The organism is Serratia sp. CY56464, from assembly GCF_052168435.1.
GTDB classification, from domain to species: domain Bacteria; phylum Pseudomonadota; class Gammaproteobacteria; order Enterobacterales; family Enterobacteriaceae; genus Serratia; species Serratia marcescens.
The window spans coordinates 129,533-152,551 of record NZ_JBJNMV010000004.1; the positions used below are offsets into that span (position 1 = coordinate 129,533).

At 59.9% G+C, this 23,019-nt stretch carries 19 protein-coding genes, 1 tRNA gene and 1 other RNA gene; 17 read left to right on the forward strand and 4 right to left on the reverse strand.

What is annotated here, in order from left to right; genetic code table 11:
* Positions 1 to 8 precede the first annotated feature (8 nt).
* Positions 9 to 758 (reverse strand): NAD-dependent epimerase/dehydratase family protein, encoded by a 750-nt coding sequence (locus ACJ8KE_RS18700; RefSeq protein WP_110146489.1) that lies wholly within the window; start codon positions 756 to 758, stop codon positions 9 to 11.
* A gap of 658 nt (positions 759 to 1,416) precedes the next feature.
* Here ACJ8KE_RS18700 and bglF point away from each other — a divergent pair.
* The 3 genes from bglF (at position 1,417) to ACJ8KE_RS18715 (ending at position 6,221) form a co-directional block, all read left to right on the forward strand.
* A complete protein-coding gene (gene bglF / locus ACJ8KE_RS18705) occupies positions 1,417 to 3,282 on the forward strand; it encodes a PTS beta-glucoside transporter subunit IIABC (RefSeq protein WP_016929538.1) in 1,866 nt (621 codons plus the stop codon).
* A gap of 14 nt (positions 3,283 to 3,296) precedes the next feature.
* On the forward strand, positions 3,297 to 4,700 hold the full coding sequence (locus tag ACJ8KE_RS18710; protein WP_004934102.1) for a glycoside hydrolase family 1 protein: 1,404 nt from the start codon (positions 3,297 to 3,299) through the stop codon (positions 4,698 to 4,700).
* Between the two features lie 150 nt (positions 4,701 to 4,850).
* A complete protein-coding gene (locus ACJ8KE_RS18715) occupies positions 4,851 to 6,221 on the forward strand; it encodes a carbohydrate porin (RefSeq protein ID WP_370530997.1) in 1,371 nt (456 codons plus the stop codon).
* On the opposite strand, the gene ACJ8KE_RS18720 is transcribed toward ACJ8KE_RS18715, so the two are convergent.
* A complete protein-coding gene (locus ACJ8KE_RS18720; protein ID WP_097103013.1) occupies positions 6,222 to 6,821 on the reverse strand; it encodes an HD domain-containing protein in 600 nt (199 codons plus the stop codon). It abuts the gene before it with no gap.
* A 96-nt stretch (positions 6,822 to 6,917) separates the two neighbouring features.
* On the opposite strand from ACJ8KE_RS18720, the gene ACJ8KE_RS18725 reads away from it, so the two are divergent.
* The 8 genes from ACJ8KE_RS18725 (at position 6,918) to ACJ8KE_RS18760 (ending at position 13,934) form a co-directional block, all read left to right on the forward strand.
* The gene (locus ACJ8KE_RS18725) at positions 6,918 to 7,382 is read left to right on the forward strand and encodes a MarR family winged helix-turn-helix transcriptional regulator (protein ID WP_016929534.1); all 465 of its coding nucleotides are present in this window, start codon (positions 6,918 to 6,920) and stop codon (positions 7,380 to 7,382) included.
* A 160-nt stretch (positions 7,383 to 7,542) separates the two neighbouring features.
* Positions 7,543 to 7,968, forward strand: coding sequence for an organic hydroperoxide resistance protein (locus tag ACJ8KE_RS18730; RefSeq protein ID WP_004934114.1), 426 nt, complete (start codon positions 7,543 to 7,545; stop codon positions 7,966 to 7,968).
* A 225-nt stretch (positions 7,969 to 8,193) separates the two neighbouring features.
* Positions 8,194 to 9,888 carry a kdo(2)-lipid A phosphoethanolamine 7''-transferase gene (eptB, locus tag ACJ8KE_RS18735; protein ID WP_016929532.1) on the forward strand — a complete coding sequence of 565 codons (1,695 nt, stop codon included), beginning with the start codon at positions 8,194 to 8,196 and terminating at the stop codon, positions 9,886 to 9,888.
* 123 nt (positions 9,889 to 10,011) lie between these two features.
* On the forward strand, positions 10,012 to 10,602 hold the full coding sequence (uhpA, locus tag ACJ8KE_RS18740; protein ID WP_004934117.1) for a transcriptional regulator UhpA: 591 nt from the start codon (positions 10,012 to 10,014) through the stop codon (positions 10,600 to 10,602).
* Positions 10,599 to 12,143 carry a signal transduction histidine-protein kinase/phosphatase UhpB gene (gene uhpB, locus ACJ8KE_RS18745; RefSeq protein WP_016929531.1) on the forward strand — a complete coding sequence of 515 codons (1,545 nt, stop codon included), beginning with the start codon at positions 10,599 to 10,601 and terminating at the stop codon, positions 12,141 to 12,143. Before uhpA ends, uhpB begins: the two co-directional genes overlap by 4 nt.
* A 96-nt stretch (positions 12,144 to 12,239) precedes the next feature.
* On the forward strand, positions 12,240 to 13,571 hold the full coding sequence (locus tag ACJ8KE_RS18750; RefSeq protein ID WP_004934121.1) for an MFS transporter: 1,332 nt from the start codon (positions 12,240 to 12,242) through the stop codon (positions 13,569 to 13,571).
* Positions 13,572 to 13,691: 120 nt separating this feature from the next.
* Positions 13,692 to 13,768 (forward strand) — tRNA-Pro (locus tag ACJ8KE_RS18755).
* Positions 13,769 to 13,805: 37 nt separating this feature from the next.
* Positions 13,806 to 13,934, forward strand: a non-coding RNA gene (locus ACJ8KE_RS18760) — RtT sRNA.
* A 48-nt stretch (positions 13,935 to 13,982) separates the two neighbouring features.
* Here ACJ8KE_RS18760 and ACJ8KE_RS18765 read toward each other — a convergent pair.
* Together ACJ8KE_RS18765 and ACJ8KE_RS18770 are read right to left on the reverse strand one after the other, a co-directional pair.
* Positions 13,983 to 14,333: an HVO_A0114 family putative DNA-binding protein gene (locus ACJ8KE_RS18765; protein ID WP_016929530.1), complete on the reverse strand. Its 351-nt coding sequence runs from the start codon at positions 14,331 to 14,333 to the stop codon at positions 13,983 to 13,985.
* On the reverse strand, positions 14,330 to 14,617 hold the full coding sequence (locus ACJ8KE_RS18770; protein WP_079450383.1) for a toxin-antitoxin system TumE family protein: 288 nt from the start codon (positions 14,615 to 14,617) through the stop codon (positions 14,330 to 14,332). The genes ACJ8KE_RS18765 and ACJ8KE_RS18770 overlap by 4 nt, the downstream gene beginning before the upstream one ends.
* A gap of 397 nt (positions 14,618 to 15,014) precedes the next feature.
* Here ACJ8KE_RS18770 and ACJ8KE_RS18775 point away from each other — a divergent pair, with 397 nt between their 5' ends.
* The 6 genes from ACJ8KE_RS18775 (at position 15,015) to dppF (ending at position 23,001) form a co-directional block, all read left to right on the forward strand.
* Positions 15,015 to 16,706 carry a glycosyl hydrolase family 18 protein gene (locus tag ACJ8KE_RS18775; RefSeq protein ID WP_079450384.1) on the forward strand — a complete coding sequence of 564 codons (1,692 nt, stop codon included), beginning with the start codon at positions 15,015 to 15,017 and terminating at the stop codon, positions 16,704 to 16,706.
* Between the two features lie 601 nt (positions 16,707 to 17,307).
* Positions 17,308 to 18,915 carry a dipeptide ABC transporter periplasmic-binding protein DppA gene (gene dppA, locus ACJ8KE_RS18780; RefSeq protein WP_016929528.1) on the forward strand — a complete coding sequence of 536 codons (1,608 nt, stop codon included), beginning with the start codon at positions 17,308 to 17,310 and terminating at the stop codon, positions 18,913 to 18,915.
* A gap of 170 nt (positions 18,916 to 19,085) precedes the next feature.
* Entirely contained in the window at positions 19,086 to 20,105 is a 1,020-nt protein-coding gene (dppB, locus tag ACJ8KE_RS18785; protein ID WP_033634229.1) for a dipeptide ABC transporter permease DppB, read from the forward strand.
* A gap of 11 nt (positions 20,106 to 20,116) precedes the next feature.
* Positions 20,117 to 21,019: a dipeptide ABC transporter permease DppC gene (gene dppC / locus ACJ8KE_RS18790; protein ID WP_025304838.1), complete on the forward strand. Its 903-nt coding sequence runs from the start codon at positions 20,117 to 20,119 to the stop codon at positions 21,017 to 21,019.
* Positions 21,020 to 21,034: 15 nt separating this feature from the next.
* Positions 21,035 to 22,015 (forward strand): dipeptide ABC transporter ATP-binding protein, encoded by a 981-nt coding sequence (gene dppD / locus ACJ8KE_RS18795; protein ID WP_004934132.1) that lies wholly within the window; start codon positions 21,035 to 21,037, stop codon positions 22,013 to 22,015.
* Positions 22,012 to 23,001, forward strand: coding sequence for a dipeptide ABC transporter ATP-binding subunit DppF (gene dppF, locus ACJ8KE_RS18800; RefSeq protein ID WP_016929525.1), 990 nt, complete (start codon positions 22,012 to 22,014; stop codon positions 22,999 to 23,001). Before dppD ends, dppF begins: the two co-directional genes overlap by 4 nt.
* Positions 23,002 to 23,019 lie beyond the last annotated feature (18 nt).

The following is a 23,019-nucleotide window of genomic DNA, read 5'->3' on the forward strand; positions in this document are numbered from 1 at the left end:
CGCCGCGCTCACTCAAAGCCGAGCAGGCTGAACGCATCGTCCTGCGGGGAGTAGCCGAGCAGGCGACGGGTCTCTTCCAGCGACAAACGCGTGTAGCGGTTATTGGAAACCCCGTGCACCACCGCATATTGCACCCCTTCGACACGAATGCAGCGCTCCAGCAGATCGGCGGCGTCGCGATGGCTGAGAAACGCGCTCATGTCGCGGGCGCTGAGCCGATCGCCCGGGCTGAGGGTGGTGAAGTTGGCGATGCGCACCGACAGGGCGGAAAGCCCTTCCTGATGGGCGAAGTAGGCGGCGATGCCTTCGCCGAACGCCTTGCTGGCGCCGTACAGGTTTTTCGGTTTCGGCGCGTCATCCGGGCGGATTTGGTAATCGAGCGGATAGCCTTCCACCGCCTGCGCGCTGCTGGCGAACACCACCCGGCGGCAGCCGGCGTCTTTCGCCGCGCGGAAGATATTGAAGGTGCCGAGAATGTTGTTGTCCATCAACGAACCGCAAAAGTCGGCATCGGGGGAGGGATCGGCCGCCAGGTGCAACACGGTGTCGATATTGGCGCAGGCCGCGCGGCAGGCGTCGAGATCGGCGATGTTGAAGCTGATGACTTCGTCGCCGGGCCGCAGATCGCTCAGCAGGCTGATGTCTCGTTCCGCCAGGCGCAGCGCGTAGCGATCGCCCATCGCCTGGCGAAACGCCGTGGCTACCCGGCCGCCGGCGCCGGTGATCAGAATCCGTCCCAACTCAGTCCGCAACGTCATGGCCGCTGTCATCCCTACAATCGATTACGCGTTGACCAGTAATAATCGCCCGCGTGACTTTTGTCCAGTCGTTTTAATTAGTCATTCTGATGTTTCTTTCGCCATCGTCAATTGCGTATGGTGATTTTCGCGCGGGTGAATATCGTGGAATGTTAACGATGTGCAATCAAGTTTGGCGATCTATTTGCCTTATGGATTGCCGGTTGTGACTAAAAAGTGGGGATTGACAGTGGATGGACGAGCGCTTTGCTTTCGCCTGATAGTGAATTATTAGGTTAGTTAATCTTATGTTTTTGCCTGAGGCGGGCGATATTCCGCCCCTCTCTATTCCGCCTGCGCGATATATCACTGCTGCGCTGAAGCCGATAGAGGGCGACAGCCCTTATTTGATACCTCAGATCGGTTTTGCCCGCCCGATCACAGTTCGGCAATTTGCCGACGCAAGGCCTTGCCCCGGCAAAATCCGCGGTGTTAACGTCATAACTCAACCGATTTAGGGTTGTTACTGCTACGGCAGGCAAAACCTAAACCTCGCGTTTCTGTTCCCCGATGGGGCAGAGGCCGCGAGGTTTAGGTTTTTTTTTGCGCCGAATTTCGCCTCAGCGCCAGGCCAGTGCGGGGCGGGGAGCGGCAGAACGCGAAGTCTAAGGATAACCGTATGAAATATGACACATTAGCCAGTGAGATTTTGGCCGGCGTCGGTGGCCGCGACAATGTGAAAAGCCTGGTGCATTGCGCTACCCGCCTGCGTTTCAAGCTGCGCGACGACAATCGCGCCAACGCGGCAGCGCTGAAGAAAAATCCGGGCGTCATCATGGTGGTGGAGAGCGGCGGCCAGTTCCAGGTGGTGGTGGGCAACCACGTGGCGGAGGTGTTCGACGCGGTCAATCGGGTCGGCGGATTGGCTGACGGTGCGTCGAACGGCAGCGATGCGGACGATAAAAAAGATAACCTGCTCAGCCGCTTTATCGATCTGGTGTCCGGCATTTTTACCCCGCTGCTCGGGGTGATGGCCGCTTCGGGGATCCTGAAAGGCTTCCTGGCGCTGAGCCTGGCCTGCGGCTGGCTGCTGGAGAGCGGCGGCTCCTTCAAAATGTTGTTCGCCGCCAGCGACTCGTTGTTCTACTTCTTCCCGATCATGCTCGGCTACACCGCCGGAAAAAAATTCGGCGGCAACCCCTTCGTCACCATGGCGATCGGCGGCGCGTTGACGCATCCGCTGATGATGGCGGCCTTCGAAGCGGCGCAGCAGCCGGGCGCGGTGCGCGAGTATTTCTTCGGCATTCCGCTGACCTTCATCAACTACAGCTCGTCGGTGATCCCGATCATCTTTGCGGCCTGGGTGTCCTGCCGCCTGGAGCCGTTGTTTAACCGGGTGATCCACAGCGCGCTGCGCAATTTCATCACGCCGCTGCTGTGCCTGGCGATCACCGTGCCGTTGACCTTCCTGCTGATCGGCCCGGCGGCAACCTGGCTCAGCCACCTGCTGGCCAACGGCTATCAAAGCATTTACGCCTTTAACCCGATCATCGCCGGCGCCTTTATGGGGGCGATGTGGCAGGTGTGCGTGATCTTCGGCCTGCACTGGGGATTGGTGCCGTTGATGATCAACAACCTGAGCGTGCTGGGGCGCGACACCATGGTGCCGCTGCTGTTGCCGGCGGTGATGGGGCAGGTCGGCGCCACGCTGGGCGTGATGCTGCGCACCCGCGACGCCAAACTGCGGGCGCTGTCCGCTTCGGCCATCGGCGCCGGGATTTTCGGCATCACCGAACCGGCGGTGTACGGCGTCACGCTGCCGAACAAACGCCCATTCATCTTCGGCTGCATCGGCGGCGCGCTGGGCGGTGCGGTGATCGGCTACTTTCATACCTCGGTCTACTCGTTCGGCCTGGTGAGCGTATTCACCTTCGCGCAAATCATTCCCAACGGCGGCATCGACGCCACGGTATGGGGCGCGATCGGCGGCACCCTGCTGTCGTTCGTGTTCGCCGCGCTGGCCAGCTACCTGTTCGGCGTCGCGCCTGCGGAAGAGACGGCGCAGCCTGAAGCCGCCGCGCCGCTTAACCGCAAACAGACCATCCTCAGCCCGATCGCCGGCGACATCGTGCCGCTGGATCAGGTGAACGACGCGACCTTCGCCAGCGGCCTGCTGGGGAAAGGGGTGGCGATCGCGCCGCAGCAGGGGCGCGTAGTGGCGCCGGTGAGCGGCAGCGTGGCGTCGCTGTTCAAAACCAAACACGCCATCGGCATCGAATCGGACGACGGCGCGGAGATTCTCATCCACGTCGGCATCGATACCGTGAAGCTCGACGGGGCGCATTTCACCGCCCACGTTCGGGAAGGCGAGCGGGTCGCCCCGGGCGATCTGCTGATCGAGTTCGACCAGGCGGCGATCCATGCTGCCGGCTATGACACCACCACGCCGATCATCATCAGCAACAGCGATGACTACGTGGACGTGTTGACCAGCGGCCTGTCTCCGGTGCAGGAACAGGCGCCGCTGCTGACTTTATTACGTTAATTGAGGAGCAAGCGATGAACGGCAAGTTTCCGCAACATTTTCTGTGGGGCGGCGCGGTAGCGGCGAACCAGGTAGAAGGCGCGTATCAGGCCGACGGCAAGGGGTTGTCGACCTCCGATCTGCAGCCGCAGGGCATCTTCGGCGCCATCACGCCGCGCGCGGCGGGCGACAGCGGCATCAAGGACGTGGCGATCGATTTCTATCATCGTTACCCGGAGGATATCGCGCTGTTCGCCGAGATGGGTTTCAAGTGCCTGCGCACCTCGATCGCCTGGACGCGCATTTTCCCGCAGGGCGACGAAGAGACGCCGAACGAAGCCGGGCTGGCGTTTTACGATCGGCTGTTCGATGAGATGGCGAAATACGGCATTCAGCCGCTGATCACGCTGTCGCACTATGAAATGCCTTACGGCCTGGTGAAGCGCTACGGCGGCTGGGGCGATCGGCGCACCATCGATTTCTTCGAGCGCTACGCGCGCACCGTGTTTGAACGCTACAAGCACAAGGTCAAACACTGGCTGACCTTCAACGAGATCAACATGTCGCTGCACGCGCCTTTCACCGGCGTCGGCCTGCCGCCGGAGAGCGACAAGAGCGCCATCTATCAGGCGATCCACCATCAGTTGGTGGCCAGCGCCAAAGCGGTGAAGGCCTGCCACGAGATCGTGCCGGAGGGCAAAATCGGCAACATGCTGCTGGGCGGCATTCTGTATCCGCTGAGCTGCAAGCCGGAAGATCTGCTGGAAACCCAGCGGCAAAACCGCGACTGGCTGTTCTTCGGCGATGTGCAGGCGCGCGGCTATTACCCGGCCTATATGCAGCGCTTCTTCCGTGAAAACGGCATTCAGGTGGCGATCACCGAGGAAGATCGGCGAACGCTGCGCGAAACCATCGATTTCATCTCGTTCAGCTACTACATGAGCGGCTGCGTCACCGCCGACCCGGAGCAGTATGAGACGGCGCGCGGCAACATTCTCGATATGGTGCCGAACCCGCATCTGGCCAGCTCGGAATGGGGATGGCAAATCGACCCGATCGGGCTGCGCTACCTGCTCAACGTGCTGTACGACCGCTATCAGAAGCCGCTGTTCATCGTCGAGAACGGGCTGGGCGCCAAAGATCGCGTCGAGGCCGACGGCAGCATCAACGACGACTACCGCATCAACTACCTCAATGACCACCTGGTGCAGGTGGCGGAAGCGATCGACGACGGCGTCGAGGTGATGGGTTACACCAGCTGGGGGCCGATCGATCTGGTCAGCGCTTCGAAGGCCGAAATGTCGAAGCGCTATGGCTTCATTCACGTCGACAGGGACGATGCCGGCAACGGCAGCCTCGAGCGCCGCCGCAAGAAGAGTTTCTACTGGTACCGCGATGTGATCCACAGCAACGGCGCCAGCCTGAAAGACCGACGCTAACCCTTCAGCCCGGCGGCAAGCGCCGGGCGTTAACTAACGTTATTCGCTGCTGTTCATGATGGGAAATTCTCTCCCAGGGAATGCTGTTGCCCGCAGTCAGCCGTTATGCGGAGAAATATAATAATGATGAAAAGCTTATTACCTCGTTCCATGACCCTGGCGGCGCTGGCGTTGCTCTGTAGCCAGGCGCAGGCGGAAACGCTGCAAACCGGCAAGGACGTCGAAGCCCCCACCGCCAAATGGGAAGGGGTGGCGCTCGGCTTTGAACCGCCGCAGCCCGGGCTGTTGGGGGATATGCTGGGGATCAGGCCGATCCTGGAGGATCACGGCTTCCACTATAATCTCGGCTACCTCAGCCAGCTGTCGTATAACGCCGGTGGCGGTTACAACCACGATAAACAGGCGTCGTATATCGACCAGTTTTCGCTGACCTTCAGCCAGGATTTGCAGGCGCTGACCGGCATTCCGGACGCGGCAATCGAAGGCAATATCGTCAACCGCAACCATGACAACAACCTGACCCGCGATCGGCTGCAGGATCCGCGCGTCGGCCTGACCGATCTGTCGCAGGAGAGCTTTGGCGGGCAGTCGATCACCCGGCTGGGTTGGTTGACCTTCAGCCGCTCCTTCCTCGATCGCCGGCTGCAGTGGCGCATCGGCATGATGAACAAGGTGCAGGATTTCGATCAGATTATCCCCTGCGATTTTCAGACGCTGACACTGTGCGGCGGCAAGTCCGCCAACTCGTTGACCTGGTACAATTGGAACGTGCATTACTGGGGCACCACGCTGCAATACAAGCTGACCGACGGCCTGACGCTCAAGGGCGGGGTGATGGAACAGAACCCGAGCGCCCCCAGCCGCAGCCACGCCTGGAGTTGGTCCACCAAGGGCAGCAAAGGCTTCCTGTTGCCGATGGAGCTGGAGCTGAAAACCCACGCCGTCAACCAGTTGCCGGGGGTGTATAACCTGGGCGTGCTGTTCACCAACGCGCGCCAGCGCGATCTTTATGAAGGGGTGTCCGGCGGGCCGGGCGCCAGCGATCCGCAGGGCTATCGCAGCCACGATCGCACCTGGTTCCTGTATACCGGTTTCAACCAGCAGGTGACGCGCCATGCGGACGACGTCAACCGCGGTCTGAGCGTGTTTTACAGCCTGGGGCTGGGGGATCAGCGCAGCAACTACCTGCACTGGTCAACCTCGACCGGCATCCGCTATCGCGGTCTGTTCGATGCGCGGCCGGACGACTGGCTGGGGCTCGGCGTCTCGGTGGTGAAACTGAGCGACCGCTACAAAGACAATCAGCGTTATCTCAACCAGATGAGCGGCATCAGCGATTATCACGATCCGAATTACCGGCCGGTGCCGGGCCACTCGGTGACGGCGGAGCTCTATTATCGCGTTAACGTCACGCCGTGGCTGCAGCTGCAGCCGGGCCTGCAATACTGGCATCACCCGGCGGGCGTCAGCGAGACGCAGGACGCCTGGGTGACGGCGTTGAAAACGGTGGTGACCTTCTGATCAGGCCGCGTCGCTCTCGCGGTAGCGCCGGCGGGCGTGCTCAAACCAGCTGGCGGGCACGTTGTGCGGCGGCTGCTGCAACCTGAGCAGCCCCTGTTCAACGATATGGCTGGCCTGGCGCCACAGCGTCGGGTCGCCTTCGGTCAGCACCTCCAGCAGGCGCTGTTTCTCGATCAGGTAGGTCTGGGCGAAGTGGCTGTCGTAGTCCAGCAGCGAGCGGGTGTTATCGATAAGATCCGCCAGCTTGATGGTTTTGGCCTGCGGCGACGCGTCGGCGCTGTGGCGCCGATCGCGGTTTTTGCGCTCGAAGCGGTTGCCGTCCTCGGCGCGGCTGACGTTGGTCAACATCCGCACCAGTTCCGCCACTTTTGGCCCAAAGTGGCTGTCGATATCGCCGAGGGTGGTGGGCGTGTCTTCCACCGTGTCATGCAGCCAGGCGGCCGCCAGCATCTCTTCGGTGTGCGGCACGCTGCGCACCAGCTCCATGACCGCCTGCGGGTGGACGATGTATGGATCGTCGGTGTATTTGCGGCGCTGATCGATGGCCGCATGCGCCTTGGTGGCGTAGCGGCGCGCGCGTTCTGCAAGCGTATTCGTCATTTCCTTTCCCTCCGAGCATCCTCTGCATAAAAAAAGGTAGCATATCTCACAAGAAATAGCTTGCGATTACATCGTGCACTATCTATATTCACAAGCATGAAAAGCACCGATACCGCACAACCCAACGCGAAGAACCTGCTGCAGCTCGATCAGCAGCTCTGTTTCGCGCTGTACTCCGCCAACCTGGCGCTGCACAAAGTCTACCGCAAGCTGTTGAATCAGCTCGAACTCACCTACCCGCAATACCTGGTGATGATGGTGCTGTGGGAGCGCGATCGGGTGACGGTATCGGACATCGGCGAGCGGCTGTTCCTCGATTCCGCCACGCTGACGCCGCTGCTGAAGCGGCTGGAAACCGCCGGTCTGCTGGTGCGCTATCGCGCCACCGCCGACGAGCGGCAGGTGATCATTGCTCTCACCGAAGCCGGCCGCGCGCTGCGTGAGCGGGCGCAATCGGTGCCCGAGGCGGTGATGTGTGCCACCGACTGCAGCCTGGACGAGATCGTCTCGCTCAAACAGCAGTTGGAAAAGCTGCGCGGCAGCCTGATCGATCAGATTTGACCCGCCGCCGCCGGACGCAAGAACGGCAGGGGTGGTCTACACTGGTTAATAAGCGTCAAAAATAAGTAGTGCGCGATTTAATCGCAAAAGATAAATATGTGACCGGCTTTACTTCGTGGAAGCCGTAGTCATCTCGCCAACCAGCAAGAAGGAATGAACGATGTCTATTGAGAAAGTGGTTTACCGCGCTCACGCCACCGCAACCGGCGGCCGCGACGGCCGTGCGACCTCCTCCGACGGCGTGTTGGACGTGAAACTGGGCGTGCCGAAAGAGATGGGCGGCGCCGGCGGCGAAGTCACCAACCCCGAGCAGCTGTTCGCCGCCGGTTACTCGGCCTGCTTCCTCGGCGCGTTGAAGTTTGTCGCGGCGAAAGAAAAGGTCAAAATCCCGGCCGAAGCCAAGATCGACGGCACCGTCGGCATCGGTGAAATCCCCAACGGTTTCGGCATCGAAGTGCAGCTGGATATCTCGCTGCCGGGCATCGAGCGCAGCGTGGCGGAAGATTTGGTGAAAAAGGCGCACGTGGTGTGCCCATACTCCAATGCTACCCGTGGAAATATCGATGTGACTCTGAACGTTAAGTAAGATTTTTGCCGAAATCTGGAAAAAATGGAGGGTTTATCCCTCCATTTTCTTGCGTGCCCTGCCTGAAAATCGCTCAAAAAAACGGTAAATTTTGTCCGTTTTGTGAGAATTCTCTTGATTATTACCCGCAAAATAACGCTTATTGCCGGTTGGCTGAACCAGAAGCCGCAATCAGTGTCTGACTGAGTCAGAACCGCTACACCGTCCCCGGAGCCACCGCGTTACATGAACAAAGTTAAATCGCTATCACAGCAGAATTTATCGTTATTGTTAGCGATCTATATCGGCATCTTTCTAAACCTGTCCGTTTTCTATCGCCGTTTTGATTCGCTGGCGCACGGCATTCAGGGAATTAAGCTTATTTCGGCGGTGACGGAAGTCATCGCTATCGTCCTGTTTACGTTCTTCATCATGCGGCTGGTATCGCTCGGCGGCCGGCTGTTTTATCGCATCGTCGCCTCGCTGCTGGTGTTGATTTCGGTTGCCGCCAGCTACTACATGACGTTTTTCAACGTGGTGATCGGCTACGGCATCGTGGTGTCGGTGATGACCACCGACATCGATCTGTCGAAAGAGGTGGTCGGCCTGCACTTCGTGCTGTGGATGGTGGCGCTCAGCGCCTTGCCGCTGCTGCTGATCTGGAAAAACAACCTGCGCTATACCCTGATAGAACAGCTGAAAACCCCTGGTCATCGCATCAAGCCGCTGCTGGTGTTGCTGGCGGTGGTGGCGCTGGTCTGGCTGCCGCTGCGCATGCTGGACGACGAGCAGAGCGTGCAAGAGAAGCTTTCCAACGTCGATTTGCCGAGCTACGGCGGCGTGGTGGCGCACTCGTATCTGCCGTCCAACTGGCTGTCGGCGCTGGGGCTGTTCGCCTATACCCGCTATGACGAAAGCCAGGACCAGAGCACGATGTTCGATCCGGGCAAACACTTCACTTATGTACCGCCGGCGGACATCGACGACACCTACGTGGTGTTTATCATCGGTGAGACCACGCGCTGGGATCACATGGGCATGCTGGGCTACGAGCGCGATACCACGCCGCGGCTGTCTAAAGAGAAGAATCTGGTGGCGTTCCGCGGCGAGTCGTGCGATACCGCCACCAAGCTGTCGCTGCGCTGCATGTTCGTGCGCGAAGGCGGCACCGAGGACAATCCGCAGCGCACGCTGAAAGAGCAGAACGTGTTCGCGGTGCTGAAGGATCTGGGCTTCTCATCCGAGCTGTTCGCCATGCAGAGCGAGGTGTGGTTCTACAACAACACCGAGGTGAACAACTATTCGTTCCGCGAGATGATCGCGTCCGAGAAGCGCAACGACGGCAAGGCGGTCGACGATATGCTGCTGGTGGACGAAATGAAGGAGTCGCTGGCGCGTTATCCGAAGGGTAAGCACCTGGTGATCCTGCATACCAAAGGCTCACACTACCTGTACTCGCAGCGTTATCCGCGCAGCTATGCGCGCTATCAGCCGGAGTGCATGGGGGTGGATGACTCGTGCACCAAGGCGCAGTTGATCAACGCCTTCGACAATACGGTGCTGTATACCGACAGCTTTATCAGTAATGTGATCGATCAGGTGCGCGACAAGAAGGCCATCGTGTTCTATGCCGCCGATCACGGCGAATCGATCGGCGAGAATACGCACCTGCACGGCACGCCGCGCGAAATGGCGCCGCCGGAGCAATTCCGCGTGCCGATGATCGTGTGGGCGTCGGACAAGTTCCTCGAAAACCCGCAACACCTCAGTGCCTTTGAGCAGTTGCAGGCGCAGCAGCGCATCGGCAAAACGCATCGCCACGTCGAGCTGTTTGACACCCTCCTTGGCTGCCTCGGATACACGTCTCCCGATGGCGGCATCGTGGACAAAAACAACTGGTGCCATCTGCCGCAGGATAAAACGGCGCCTGCCCGCCTGTAACCTCTCCCGCCGGGTGCCTGCCTTGCGCACCCGGTAATTTCACCCAATACATTCTCTTCATCAATTATTCCGGTGTGCGCATACGGTATACTTGCGCACTTCCCCTGCTAACCGGAGATTTCCATGACCCTGCGCGTGGCGTTTATCGACGATCATGACATTGTGCGTTCGGGCTTTGTGCAACTGCTGTCGCTGGAGGCCGATATTCAGGTGGTGGGCGAGTTCAGCAGCGCGGCGCAGGCGCGCGCCGGCCTGCCGGGGCTGGAAGCGGAAATCTGTATTTGCGACATTTCGATGCCGGACGGCAGCGGGCTGGATCTGCTGGCGGACATTCCTTCCGGCATCCGCGTGGTGATGCTGTCGATGCACGATAACCCGGCGCTGGTGGAAATGGCGCTGGAACGCGGCGCCAGCGGCTTTCTCTCCAAGCGCTGCAAGCCGGAAGATCTGATCACCGCGGTGCGCACCGTCGCCGGCGGCGGCGTCTACCTGATGCCGGAAATCGCGCAGCAGCTGGCGCGGGTGAGGGTCGATCCGTTGACCCGCCGCGAGCGCGAGATCGCGCTATTGCTGGCGCAGGGCCAGGAGGTGCGTGAGATCGCCGCCGCCTTGGGGCTGTCGCCGAAAACGGTGCATGTGCACCGCGCCAACCTGTTCGCCAAGCTGGGCATCAACAACAACGTCGAGCTGGCCAGACGGATGCTGAACCTGTGACGCAGCGCCTGATCACCCAGCTGGCGCTGTTTTTCATCTACGCCGCCAGCGCGTTTTGCCTGTGGGGCATCGGCACCGCGCTGATCGACCCCCCCTGGCAGGCGCTGCTGCTGTTTCCGTTCGGCCTGCGCATGGGCATTTTGCTGCAGAGCCCGTACCGTTTCTGGCCGGGGATCCTGCTGGCCGACCTGCTGCTGATGGCATTGCTGGCGGATCAGTTCGGCTACGGCCCGGCGCTGTGGGCGTCGGTGGCGGTGCTGGTGTTGACGGTGTTGCTCAGCCTGCTGGCCTCGCCGTGGCTGTTGCGCCATCAGCAGAGCGACAGCGAATGGCGCTGGCCGCTGTTGCAGGGCGCGGTGGTCGCCATTGCCGCCTTGCTGCAGGCGCTGGTATGGCAGCTGGTGAGCGGCGAAGGCGCCCGCGCGCTGTTGCTCGGCCTGACCGGCGGTTTCACCATCGCGCCAACCTGCCTGCTGTTGTGGCACTATCTGGCGCGCCAAATCTGGGTGCCGCTGGAGCCGGGGCTGATCCACAAGCCGGTGGAGCTGCGTCTGGGCCACCTGGCCAGCTATCTGTTGCTGTTTGCGTTCAGCATCTGGCTGCAGCAGCAGGTTAACGCCGCCGAGCTGCGCCGTTTCGCGCCGTTCTGCCTGGCGATCCCCATCGTGTTCATGTCTTATCGCTATGGCTGGCAGGGCGCGCTGTTGGCGACGTTGCTCAACGGCGTGGCGCTGATGGTCAACGAGCCGCCGCAGCCGGAGTCGCACCGCGATCTGCTGCTGTCGCTGCTGGCCCAAAGCCTGACCGGGCTGCTGCTGGGCGCCGGCATTCAGCGCCAGCGCGAACTGAATCAACAGCTGCGGCTGCGGCTGGCGGAGAATCGGCAGCTGGCGCGGGCGCTGGTGACGGCGGAGGAGCAAACCCGGCGCGAGGTGGCGCGCGAGCTGCACGATGAAGTGGGGCAGACCATCACCGTGATCCGCACCCAGGCCAGCATCGTCAAACGTCTGGCGCCGGAACCGGCGGTGATCGGCTGCGCCGACGCCATTGATGCGTTGGCGCTGCGGGTTTATGACGGGGTACACGATGTGCTGACCCAGCTGTGGCCGGCGGCGCTGAACAACCTGCCGCTGTCGGCGGCGGTGGCGGCGATGCTGCGGGAGTCGCTGCCGCAGGACGCGTCGCTGGTGAGCAGCCTGCAGTGGCAGGTGCCGGACGAGCTGCTGGATGAAACGCTGAAAATTACGCTGTACCGGGTGTGTCAGGAAGGGGTGACCAATGTGTGCCGCCACGCCGGCGCCAGCCGCCTGGAGCTGGATGCGCGCCTGCAGCCGCGCAAAGGCGCCGCGCCGCAGATCGCCCTGACCATCCGCGACAACGGCGTGGGCTTCGATGCGGAAAACCATCAGCCGGGATACGGCCTGCGCGGCATGCAGGAGCGCATCAGCGCCCTCGGCGGCAGCCTGCGGTTCACCGCTGAGCGGGGCGCCTGTTTGAGTGTGATCTTGCCCACAGTTTCACCGGCGCAAACGCAAAACTAGGAAAAACTCCTAACCGCGTCGGGAATCCGGCGTAAGCCCCCTGCGCGCGCGAGGAGCATCATAGCGGCACTTTAATTCAATCCTCTGAGGTTCCACATGTGGTCTTTCCTTAAAAGCCGCCCGGATGCGCCGCAGGTCACCGATCAACGGCAGATCGACGCCAGCTACAAATACTGGCGTATTCAGCTGATGTGCACCATGTACATCGGTTATGCCGCGTTTTACTTCACGCGCAAAAGCTTCAACTTCATCATGCCGGCGATGCTGAGCGATCTGGGTCTGACGATGTCCGACGTCGGCATCCTCGGCACGCTGTTCTACATCACCTACGGCTGCTCGAAATTCATTTCCGGCATGATCAGCGATCGCTCCAACCCGCGTTACTTTATGGGGCTGGGCCTGATCATGACCGGGGTGCTGAATATCTTCTTCGGTCTCAGCTCATCGTTGCTGATGCTGGGCACGCTGTGGATCCTCAACGCCTTCTTCCAGGGTTGGGGTTGGCCGCCGTGCTCCAAAATCCTCACCAGCTGGTATTCGCGCTCCGAGCGCGGCAGCTGGTGGGCGATCTGGAACACCTCGCACAACGTCGGCGGCGCGCTGATCCCGCTGTTGGTCGGCTTTATCTCGCTGCACTTCAGCTGGCGTTACGGCATGATCATTCCCGGCATCATCGGCGTGGTGCTCGGCCTGCTGATGTGCTGGCGCCTGCGTGACAAGCCATCCACCCTGGGACTGCCGAGCGTCGGCAAATGGCGCAACGACGCCATGGAGCTGGTGCAGGAATCGGAAGGCCAGGGGTTGAGCAACCGCGAGATCATCAAACGCTACGTGCTGACCAACAAGTACATCTGGCTGTTGGCGGTCTCTTACGTGCTGGTGTACATCGTGCGCACCGCGATCAACGACTGGGGCAACCTCTATCTGACGCAGGAAAAGGGCTATTCGCTGATGACCGCCAACTCGGCCATTTCGCTGTTTGAAGTGGGCGGCTTCATCGGTTCACTGGTGGCCGGTTGGGGCTCCGACAAGCTGTTCCGCGGCAACCGCGGCCCGATGAACCTGATTTTCGCCATCGGTATCTTCCTGTCGGTGGCGGCGCTGTGGCTGATGCCGGGCGTGACCTACCTGCTGCAGGCCTGCTGTTTCTTCGCCATCGGCTTCTTTATCTTCGGCCCGCAGATGCTGATCGGCATGGCGGCGGCGGAGTGCTCGCACAAGGATGCGGCGGGCGCCGCGACCGGTTTCGTCGGCCTGTTCGCCTACCTGGGCGCGGCGCTGTCCGGCTACCCGATCGCGCGGGTGATGGAGATCTGGCACTGGAACGGCTTCTTCGTGGTGATTTCCATCGCCGCCTGCCTGTCGGCGCTGTTCCTGCTGCCATTCCTGCGCGCGCAGACGCCGGCGCTGAAACCGGCCAACGCCTGAGTAAAATACGCTGCGCAGCCCCCGGCGCAGCGCATTATGGCGCTTTTATCACCACTTGAAGTGCAGGGGCAAAAAAGTGATTGACGCCTATAACCGCCAGCAGTAAGATGCGCCCCGCATCGGCGAGTAGCGCAGCTTGGTAGCGCAACTGGTTTGGGACCAGTGGGTCGGAGGTTCGAATCCTCTCTCGCCGACCACCATTCGAAAAACCTGCTTTTTTAAAGCAGGTTTTTTTTCGCCCGTCGTTTATGAGGATGAGCACCTCCGCAGGAGGTTCGAGCCTCGCGAAGCGAGACAACGTTGCTTTAGCAACGGCCCGCAGGGCGCGCATCAACGATGCGCGTAATCCTCTCTCGCCGACCACCATTCGAAAAACCTGCTTTTTAAAGCAGGTTTTTTTTCGCCCGTCGTTTAGGCGGCTTTGCCTACGACGAAGTCAAAATGGATTTCGTCATAGGGGAAAATCACGCCTTGTTCACCTCTATCGACGATGCCACAGCCTAACAGCGACTGCAGATCGGTATGCACCGCTTTCACATCGCGCTTCACTCGGCGCGCGATTTCCCGAATGGAAAGTTCGCCGGCGCCGGTCATGGTATGCAAGATATGCATTTTCTTGGGTGATAAGGTTTTCCACAGACTCTCCCAATCCAGGAATGTGATGTATTGCCCTTGAGCGCTTTGATGACCTGTTGTGGCTTCCTTCAGTGCAAGTTTCATTTCTTCGACTGAAGCGACCCGAATAGTGACTGTGTTCATCATGACTCCTCTGTAAGCTGCATAACCTCGCGCCAGAAACTGTCGAGCAAGGCATCAATGGTCGTGAAATTAAGCGGCTCTTCTTTTCCATCGATATGTTTGTGATCGCCTTTACCCGCTTCATTGTCATAGCGCAGTCGACAAATGCCGTCTTTTACATAAGCAAATCGGTATTTATAACAGTGGCCGCTGGCCCTGACGGGCGGCACCACCCGCCAAATGACGAGCGGCGCAAATGCTGCAGGTGCCAGAGGTATCCTGTCTTGGTAGATTAGCTGCGAAGGCATGCCCTTTCCTTAAGTGTTGTTCACATTACCAACACAGTCAGGGTGTTGTCAATAATGACAACACCCTGACTGAAGAGTGTGGTGCAATACTGATAAATATTTATCTTTCCTTAATAGAAAATTCACTATCCTTATTTGTCATGCTTTCTTTTATTTATATTAAAATAAATTCACGCTTGCTGAATAAAACCCAGTTGATAGCGCTCTTGTTTTTGCGCCTTTTTTATTTATAGTCTGAATGTACGCGGTGGGAATGATTATTTCGCCACGTGGAAAGACGCTGTTGTTATTCATTGATTTTAACCTTCGCGGATTATTGCGGAATTTTTTCGCTTCGGCAATGCATCGCGACGATTAACTCTTTTATGTTTATCCTCTCGGAATAAAGGAATCAGTTATGCGCAAATTTAATAAACCGCTGTTGGCGCTGTTGATCGGCAGCACGCTGTGTTCCGCGGCGCAGGCCGCCGCGCCGGGCAAGCCGACCATCGCCTGGGGCAACACCAAGTTCGCCATCGTTGAAGTTGACCAGGCGGCTACCGCTTATAATAATTTGGTGAAGGTAAAAAATGCCGCCGATGTTTCCGTCTCCTGGAATTTATGGAATGGCGACACCGGCACGACGGCAAAAGTTTTATTAAATGGCAAAGAGGCGTGGAGTGGTCCTTCAACCGGATCTTCCGGTACGGCGAATTTTAAAGTGAATAAAGGCGGCCGTTATCAAATGCAGGTGGCATTGTGCAATGCCGACGGCTGCACCGCCAGTGACGCCACCGAAATTGTGGTGGCCGACACCGACGGCAGCCATTTGGCGCCGTTGAAAGAGCCGCTGCTGGAAAAGAATAAACCGTATAAACAGAACTCCGGCAAAGTGGTCGGTTCTTATTTCGTCGAGTGGGGCGTTTACGGGCGCAATTTCACCGTCGACAAGATCCCGGCGCAAAACCTGACCCACCTGCTGTACGGCTTTATCCCGATCTGCGGCGGCAATGGCATCAACGACAGCCTGAAAGAGATTGAAGGCAGCTTCCAGGCGTTGCAGCGCTCCTGCCAGGGCCGCGAGGACTTCAAAGTCTCGATCCACGATCCGTTCGCCGCGCTGCAAAAAGCGCAGAAGGGCGTGACCGCCTGGGATGACCCCTACAAGGGCAACTTCGGCCAGCTGATGGCGCTGAAGCAGGCGCATCCTGACCTGAAAATCCTGCCGTCGATCGGCGGCTGGACGCTGTCCGACCCGTTCTTCTTCATGGGCGACAAGGTGAAGCGCGATCGCTTCGTCGGTTCGGTGAAAGAGTTCCTGCAGACCTGGAAGTTCTTCGACGGCGTGGATATCGACTGGGAGTTCCCGGGCGGCAAAGGCGCCAACCCTAACCTGGGCAGCCCGCAAGACGGGGAAACCTATGTGCTGCTGATGAAGGAGCTGCGGGCGATGCTGGATCAGCTGTCGGTGGAAACCGGCCGCAAGTATGAGCTGACCTCCGCCATCAGCGCCGGTAAGGACAAGATCGACAAGGTGGCTTACAACGTTGCGCAGAACTCGATGGATCACATCTTCCTGATGAGCTACGACTTCTATGGCGCCTTCGATCTGAAGAACCTGGGGCATCAGACCGCGCTGAATGCGCCGGCCTGGAAACCGGACACCGCCTACACCACGGTGAACGGCGTCAATGCGCTGCTGGCGCAGGGCGTCAAGCCGGGCAAAATCGTGGTCGGCACCGCCATGTATGGCCGCGGCTGGACCGGGGTGAACGGCTACCAGAACAATATTCCGTTCACCGGCACCGCCACCGGGCCGGTTAAAGGCACCTGGGAGAACGGTATCGTGGACTACCGCCAAATCGCCGGCCAGTTCATGAGCGGCGAGTGGCAGTATACCTACGACGCCACGGCGGAAGCGCCTTACGTGTTCAAACCTTCCACCGGCGATCTGATCACCTTCGACGATGCCCGCTCGGTGCAGGCCAAAGGCAAGTACGTGTTGGATAAGCAGCTGGGCGGCCTGTTCTCCTGGGAGATCGACGCGGATAACGGCGATATTCTCAACAGCATGAACGCCAGCCTGGGCAACAGCGCCGGCGTTCAATAATCGGTTGCAGTGCGTTGCCGGGGGATATCCTTTCGCCCCCGGCTTTTTCGCCGCCGAAAGTTTTTTTACGCCGCACAGATTGTGGGCCTGCCCGGAGCAAAACGCGCTCATCGGACTCACCCTTTTGGGTAATCCTTCAGCATTTCCTCCTGTCTTTAACGGCGATCACAAAAATAACCGTTCAGATATTCATCATTCAGCAACAAAGTTTTGGCGTTTTTTAACGGAGTTAAAAACCAGTAAGTTTGTGAGGGTCAGACCAATGCGCTAAAAATGTCCGCTTAGCATAAATTTTCATGCTGGAACTGTTAACAAAAGGTTTTTTTTATGTTTGTTTGCTGTTTCTCACAGTCTGCGTAAATCCCCACTGGTTATATTGACGACACCCCAAACAGTTGGCAACTTGATAGCCTCAGGGGTAAGAGCGAGAGTTGTTTGAGTGAATTCCACGCGCTCAGACGTCCCCGCCGCGATGCGTTCCATCCGGCATTCTCTCCTCGTACGCCTTCTGCCTTCGGGCGCCGATCGCACAGGCCACGCAATAAAAAATACAGGCCTGGCGGCAATTACACACATCACATCACACAATGGAGCACTAACGATGACACGTTCCTTGGGTAAATCGGGGATTCTGAAATTCGGTATTGGGCTGATCGCGCTGACCGTGGCGGCCAGCGTACAGGCCAAGACGTTGGTTTACTGTTCTGAAGGTTCCCCGGAAGGGTTCAACCCGCAGCTGTTTACCTCCGGCACCACCTATGACGCCAGCTCGGTACCGATCTACAACCGGCTGGTCGAATTCAAGACCGGCACCACCGAACTGCAGCCGGGCCTGGCTGAGAAGTGGGACGTCAGCGAAGACGGCAAAACCTACACCTTCCACCTGCGCAAAGGCGTGAAGTGGCAGAGCAGCAAAGACTTCAAACCGACGCGCGATTTCAACGCCGACGACGTGGTGTTCTCCTTTGAACGCCAGTTGGATGCGAACAACGCCTATCACAAAGTGTCCGGCGGCAGTTACGAATACTTTGAAGGCATGGACATGCCGAAGCTGATCGCCAAGATTGAAAAAGTGGACGACAACACCGTGCGCTTCGTGCTGAACCGCCCGGAGGCGCCGTTCCTGGCTGACCTGGGCATGGACTTCGCGTCCATTCTGTCCGCCGAATACGCTGACGTGATGATGAAAGCCGGCACGCCGGAGAAAGTCGATCTGAACCCGATCGGCACCGGCCCATTCCAGCTGCTGCAATACCAGAAAGACTCCAAGATCCTGTACAAGGCGTTCGACGGTTTCTGGGGCACCAAGCCGAAGATCGATCGCCTGGTGTTTTCCATCACGCCTGACGCCTCCGTGCGCTACGCCAAACTGCAGAAAAACGAATGCCAGGTAATGCCGTACCCGAATCCGGCCGACATCGCCCGCATGAAACAAGACAAATCCATCAACCTGCTGGAGAAACCGGGGCTGAACGTGGGCTATCTGTCGTTCAACACCGAGAAAAAACCGCTGGATAACGTGAAGGTGCGCCAGGCGTTGACCATGGCGGTCAACAAACAGGCGATCATCGACGCGGTTTATCAGGGCGCGGGTCAGGCGGCCAAGAACCTGATCCCGCCGACCATGTGGGGCTATAACGACGCGGTGCAGGATTACGCTTACGATCCGGCCAAGGCGAAAGAGCTGCTGAAAGAAGCGGGCATGGCCGACGGTTTCAGCATCGACATGTGGGCAATGCCGGTGCAACGTCCATACAACCCGAACGCGCGCCGCATGGCGGAAATGATCCAGGCCGACTGGGCCAAGATCGGCGTGAAAGCCAAAATCGTCACTTATGAGTGGGGTGAATACCTCAAGCGCGCCAAAGCGGGCGAGCACCAGACGGTGATGATGGGCTGGACCGGCGACAACGGGGATCCGGACAACTTCTTCGCCACGCTGTTCAGCTGCGCGGCGGCGAAAGACGGCTCCAACTACTCCCGCTGGTGCTACAAGCCGTTTGAAGATCTGATTCAACCGGCGCGCGCCGAATCCAACCACGACAAGCGCATCGAACTGTACAAGCAGGCGCAGGTGGTGATGCACGATCAGGCTCCGGCGCTGATTGTCGCACACTCCACCGTGTACGAGCCTGTGCGTAAGGAAGTGAAAGGCTACGTCGTGGATCCGCTCGGTAAGCATCACTTCGAGAATGTCTCTGTAGACTGATTTCGACCGCTTTACCGGAGACGCACGAATGGACTTGCAGGGGCGCAACAGGTTTGCGCCCCTGCTGACCAGTCTCCGGCGTATGGCCGTCGAATCGTTCAAAGGCATGTGAGCGTTAATAAGCCTGGCGGACGATGAGCTGCCGGGCATTGATACAGAGAGTTCGGGATATGTTGCAGTTCATACTCCGACGTTTGGGGTTAGTTATCCCAACGTTTATCGGCATTACATTGCTGACTTTTGCATTCGTCCATATGATCCCCGGCGACCCGGTGACCATCATGGCCGGGGAACGCGGTATCTCCGCCGAGCGCCACGCGCAGCTGATGGCGGAAATGGGGCTGGACAAGCCGCTCTATCAACAATATTTCTCCTACGTGTCCAACGTGCTGCACGGCGATCTGGGCACCTCGCTTAAAAGCCGCATCTCCGTCTGGAGCGAGTTCGTTCCGCGCTTTCAGGCTACGCTGGAGCTGGGCATTTGCGCGATGATCTTCGCGGTGCTGGTGGGCATCCCGGTCGGGGTGCTGGCGGCGGTCAAACGCGGCTCGATCTTCGACCACACCGCGGTGGGCATCTCGCTGACCGGCTATTCGATGCCGATTTTCTGGTGGGGCATGATGCTGATCATGCTGGTGTCGGTGCAGCTTAACCTGACGCCGGTGTCGGGGCGCATCAGCGACACGGTATTCCTCGACGACAGCCAGCCGCTGACCGGCTTCATGCTGATAGACACCCTGATCTGGGGCGAGCCGGGCGACTTCGTCGACGCGGTGATGCACATGATCCTGCCGGCCATCGTACTGGGCACCATCCCGCTGGCGGTGATCGTGCGCATGACCCGTTCCTCGATGCTTGAAGTGTTGGGCGAAGACTATATCCGCACCGCGCGCGCCAAGGGCGTGAGCCGCATGCGAGTGATCGTCGTCCACGCGCTGCGCAACGCGCTGCTGCCGGTGGTGACGGTGATCGGGCTGCAGGTCGGCACCATGCTGGCCGGCGCCATTCTGACCGAAACCATCTTCTCCTGGCCGGGGCTGGGCCGCTGGCTGATCGACGCGCTGCAGCGCCGCGATTACCCGGTGGTGCAGGGCGGGGTGTTGCTGGTCGCCTGTATGATCATTCTGGTTAACCTGCTGGTAGACGTGCTCTACGGCGTGGTCAACCCGCGTATTCGCCACAAGAAATAAGGGGCGCTCTCATGTCTCAAATCACTGAGTCTGCAGTTAAAGGTGCGCCGAAGCCGATGACCCCGTTTCAGGAGTTTTGGCACTATTTCAAGCGCAATAAAGGGGCCGTGGTCGGCCTGGTGTATATCGTTCTGATGCTGGTGATAGCGCTCGGCGCCGGCGTGCTGGCGCCGCATGCGCCGGCGGACCAGTTCCGCGACGCGCTGCTCAAGCCGCCGGTGTGGCAAGAAGGCGGCAGCTGGCAATATATCCTCGGCACCGACGACGTGGGCCGCGACGTGCTGTCGCGCCTGATGTACGGCGCACGGCTGTCGCTGTTGGTCGGCTGCCTGGTGGTGGTGCTGTCGCTGATCATGGGCGTGATATTCGGCCTGCTGGCCGGTTATTTCGGCGGCGTGGTGGACGCGATTATCATGCGCGTCGTCGACATCATGCTGGCTTTGCCGAGCCTGTTGCTGGCGCTGGTGCTGGTGGCGGTATTCGGGCCGTCGATCGTCAACGCCTCGCTGGCGCTGACCTTCGTCGCCCTGCCGCACTATGTGCGTCTGACGCGCGCGGCGGTGCTGGTGGAGGTCAACCGCGACTACGTCACCGCTTCGCGGGTGGCGGGCGCCGGCGCGCTGCGCCAGATGTTCGTCAATATTCTGCCTAACTGCCTGGCGCCTTTGATCGTGCAGGCTTCTCTCGGTTTCTCGAACGCCATTCTGGATATGGCCGCTCTCGGCTTTCTGGGCATGGGCGCGCAGCCGCCGACGCCGGAGTGGGGCACCATGCTCTCCGACGTGCTGCAGTTCGCGCAAAGCGCCTGGTGGGTGGTGACCTTCCCCGGCGTGGCGATCCTGCTGACGGTGCTGGCATTCAACCTGATGGGGGACGGTTTGCGTGACGCTCTCGACCCCAAACTCAAGCAGTAACAGAGGACGAGAGAGATGGCGTTATTGAATGTAGACAAGCTTTCGGTGCACTTCGGTGACGAAGGCACCCCGTTCCGCGCGGTAGACCGCATCAGTTACAGCGTGGAGCAAGGTCAGGTGGTCGGCATCGTCGGTGAATCCGGCTCCGGCAAATCCGTCAGCTCGCTGGCGATCATGGGCCTGATCGATTTCCCCGGCAAGGTGATGGCCGACAAGCTGGAGTTCAACGGCCAGGATCTGCGCAAGATCTCCGAAAAAGAGCGCCGCCAGCTGGTGGGCTCCGAAGTGGCGATGATCTTCCAGGATCCGATGACCAGCCTGAACCCGTGCTATACCGTCGGTTACCAAATCATGGAGGCGCTGAAGGTGCATCAGGGCGGCAATCGCCGCACTCGCCGCCAGCGCGCTATCGACCTGCTGACCCAGGTGGGCATCCCCGATCCGGCTTCGCGGCTGGACGTATACCCGCACCAGCTTTCCGGCGGCATGAGCCAGCGCGTGATGATCGCCATGGCCATCGCCTGTCGGCCGAAGCTGCTGATCGCCGACGAGCCGACGACCGCGCTCGACGTGACTATCCAGGCGCAGATCATCGAACTGCTGCTGGACCTGCAACAGCGCGAAAACATGGCGCTGCTGCTGATCACTCACGATCTGGCGCTGGTGGCGGAAGCGGCGCATCACATCATCGTGATGTACGCCGGCCAGGTGGTGGAATCCGGCAAGGCGGCGGAGATTTTCCGCGCGCCGCGCCACCCGTACACTCAGGCGCTGCTGCGCGCGCTGCCGGAGTTCGCCGCCGACAAGGCGCGGCTGGCTTCGCTGCCGGGCGTGGTGCCGGGCAAATACGATCGCCCGACCGGTTGCCTGCTCAACCCGCGTTGTCCGTACGCCAACGAGCGCTGCCGTAACGAGGAGCCGGAACTGCGCAGCATTCCCGGCCGTCAGGTTAAATGTCACACACCGCTGGATGATGCGGGGAGGCCGACCGTATGAGCCAGAATCAACCTTTACTGCAGGCGATTGACCTGAAGAAGCATTACCCGGTGAAAAAGGGTCTGTTCGCGCCGGAGCGGCTGGTCAAGGCGCTCGACGGCGTGTCCTTCACCCTGGAGCGCGGCAAAACGCTGGCGGTGGTCGGTGAGTCGGGCTGCGGCAAATCAACGCTCGGCCGCCTGCTGACGATGATTGAAGTGCCGACCGGCGGCGAGTTGTATTACCAGGGGCAGGATCTGCTGAAGCCGGACGTCTCGGCCGAGAAGCTGCGGCGGCAGAAGATCCAAATCGTGTTCCAGAATCCTTACGGATCGCTCAACCCCCGCAAGAAGGTCGGGCAGATCCTCGAGGAGCCGCTGTTGATCAACACGTCGTTCAGCGCCGCCGAACGGCGGGAAAAAGCGCTGGAGATGATGGCGAAGGTCGGCCTGAAGACCGAGCATTACGACCGCTACCCGCACATGTTCTCCGGCGGCCAGCGCCAGCGTATCGCCATCGCCCGCGGGCTGATGTTGAATCCGGACGTGGTGATCGCCGATGAACCGGTGTCGGCATTGGACGTGTCGGTGCGCGCTCAGGTGCTGAACCTGATGATGGATCTGCAGCAGGAGCTGGGGCTGTCCTATGTGTTCATCTCGCACGATCTGTCGGTGGTGGAACACATCGCCGACGAGGTGATGGTGATGTACCTCGGCCGCTGCGTGGAAAAGGGCAGCAAAGAGGCGATCTTCAATAACCCGCGTCATCCGTACACCCAGGCGCTGCTGTCGGCGACGCCGCGGTTGAACCCGGATATGCGCCGCGAGCGTATCAAGCTGACCGGCGAACTGCCCAGCCCGATGAATCCGCCGCCGGGCTGTGCGTTCAATGCCCGCTGCCGCCGCGCTTTCGGCACCTGCGTGCAGCTGCAGCCGCAGCTCAAACAGTACGGTGAGCAGATGGTGGCCTGCTTTGCGGTCGATCAGGACGAACATCCGGGGGCGTAAAGCGTCGAACGTCATCGC

Excerpts from the sequence above, each read along its gene's own strand:
- ACJ8KE_RS18700 (WP_110146489.1), bottom strand. The coding sequence starts at position 758 with ATGACGTTGCGGACTGAGTTGGGACGGATTCTGATCACCGGCGCCGGC.
- bglF (WP_016929538.1), top strand. The coding sequence starts at position 1,417 with ATGAAATATGACACATTAGCCAGTGAGATTTTGGCCGGCGTCGGTGGC.
- ACJ8KE_RS18710 (WP_004934102.1), top strand. The coding sequence starts at position 3,297 with ATGAACGGCAAGTTTCCGCAACATTTTCTGTGGGGCGGCGCGGTAGCG.
- ACJ8KE_RS18715 (WP_370530997.1), top strand. The coding sequence starts at position 4,851 with ATGACCCTGGCGGCGCTGGCGTTGCTCTGTAGCCAGGCGCAGGCGGAA.
- ACJ8KE_RS18720 (WP_097103013.1), bottom strand. The coding sequence starts at position 6,821 with ATGACGAATACGCTTGCAGAACGCGCGCGCCGCTACGCCACCAAGGCG.
- ACJ8KE_RS18725 (WP_016929534.1), top strand. The coding sequence starts at position 6,918 with ATGAAAAGCACCGATACCGCACAACCCAACGCGAAGAACCTGCTGCAG.
- ACJ8KE_RS18730 (WP_004934114.1), top strand. The coding sequence starts at position 7,543 with ATGTCTATTGAGAAAGTGGTTTACCGCGCTCACGCCACCGCAACCGGC.
- eptB (WP_016929532.1), top strand. The coding sequence starts at position 8,194 with ATGAACAAAGTTAAATCGCTATCACAGCAGAATTTATCGTTATTGTTA.
- uhpA (WP_004934117.1), top strand. The coding sequence starts at position 10,012 with ATGACCCTGCGCGTGGCGTTTATCGACGATCATGACATTGTGCGTTCG.
- ACJ8KE_RS18750 (WP_004934121.1), top strand. The coding sequence starts at position 12,240 with ATGTGGTCTTTCCTTAAAAGCCGCCCGGATGCGCCGCAGGTCACCGAT.
- ACJ8KE_RS18765 (WP_016929530.1), bottom strand. The coding sequence starts at position 14,333 with ATGATGAACACAGTCACTATTCGGGTCGCTTCAGTCGAAGAAATGAAA.
- ACJ8KE_RS18770 (WP_079450383.1), bottom strand. The coding sequence starts at position 14,617 with ATGCCTTCGCAGCTAATCTACCAAGACAGGATACCTCTGGCACCTGCA.
- ACJ8KE_RS18775 (WP_079450384.1), top strand. The coding sequence starts at position 15,015 with ATGCGCAAATTTAATAAACCGCTGTTGGCGCTGTTGATCGGCAGCACG.
- dppA (WP_016929528.1), top strand. The coding sequence starts at position 17,308 with ATGACACGTTCCTTGGGTAAATCGGGGATTCTGAAATTCGGTATTGGG.
- dppB (WP_033634229.1), top strand. The coding sequence starts at position 19,086 with ATGTTGCAGTTCATACTCCGACGTTTGGGGTTAGTTATCCCAACGTTT.
- dppC (WP_025304838.1), top strand. The coding sequence starts at position 20,117 with ATGTCTCAAATCACTGAGTCTGCAGTTAAAGGTGCGCCGAAGCCGATG.
- dppD (WP_004934132.1), top strand. The coding sequence starts at position 21,035 with ATGGCGTTATTGAATGTAGACAAGCTTTCGGTGCACTTCGGTGACGAA.
- dppF (WP_016929525.1), top strand. The coding sequence starts at position 22,012 with ATGAGCCAGAATCAACCTTTACTGCAGGCGATTGACCTGAAGAAGCAT.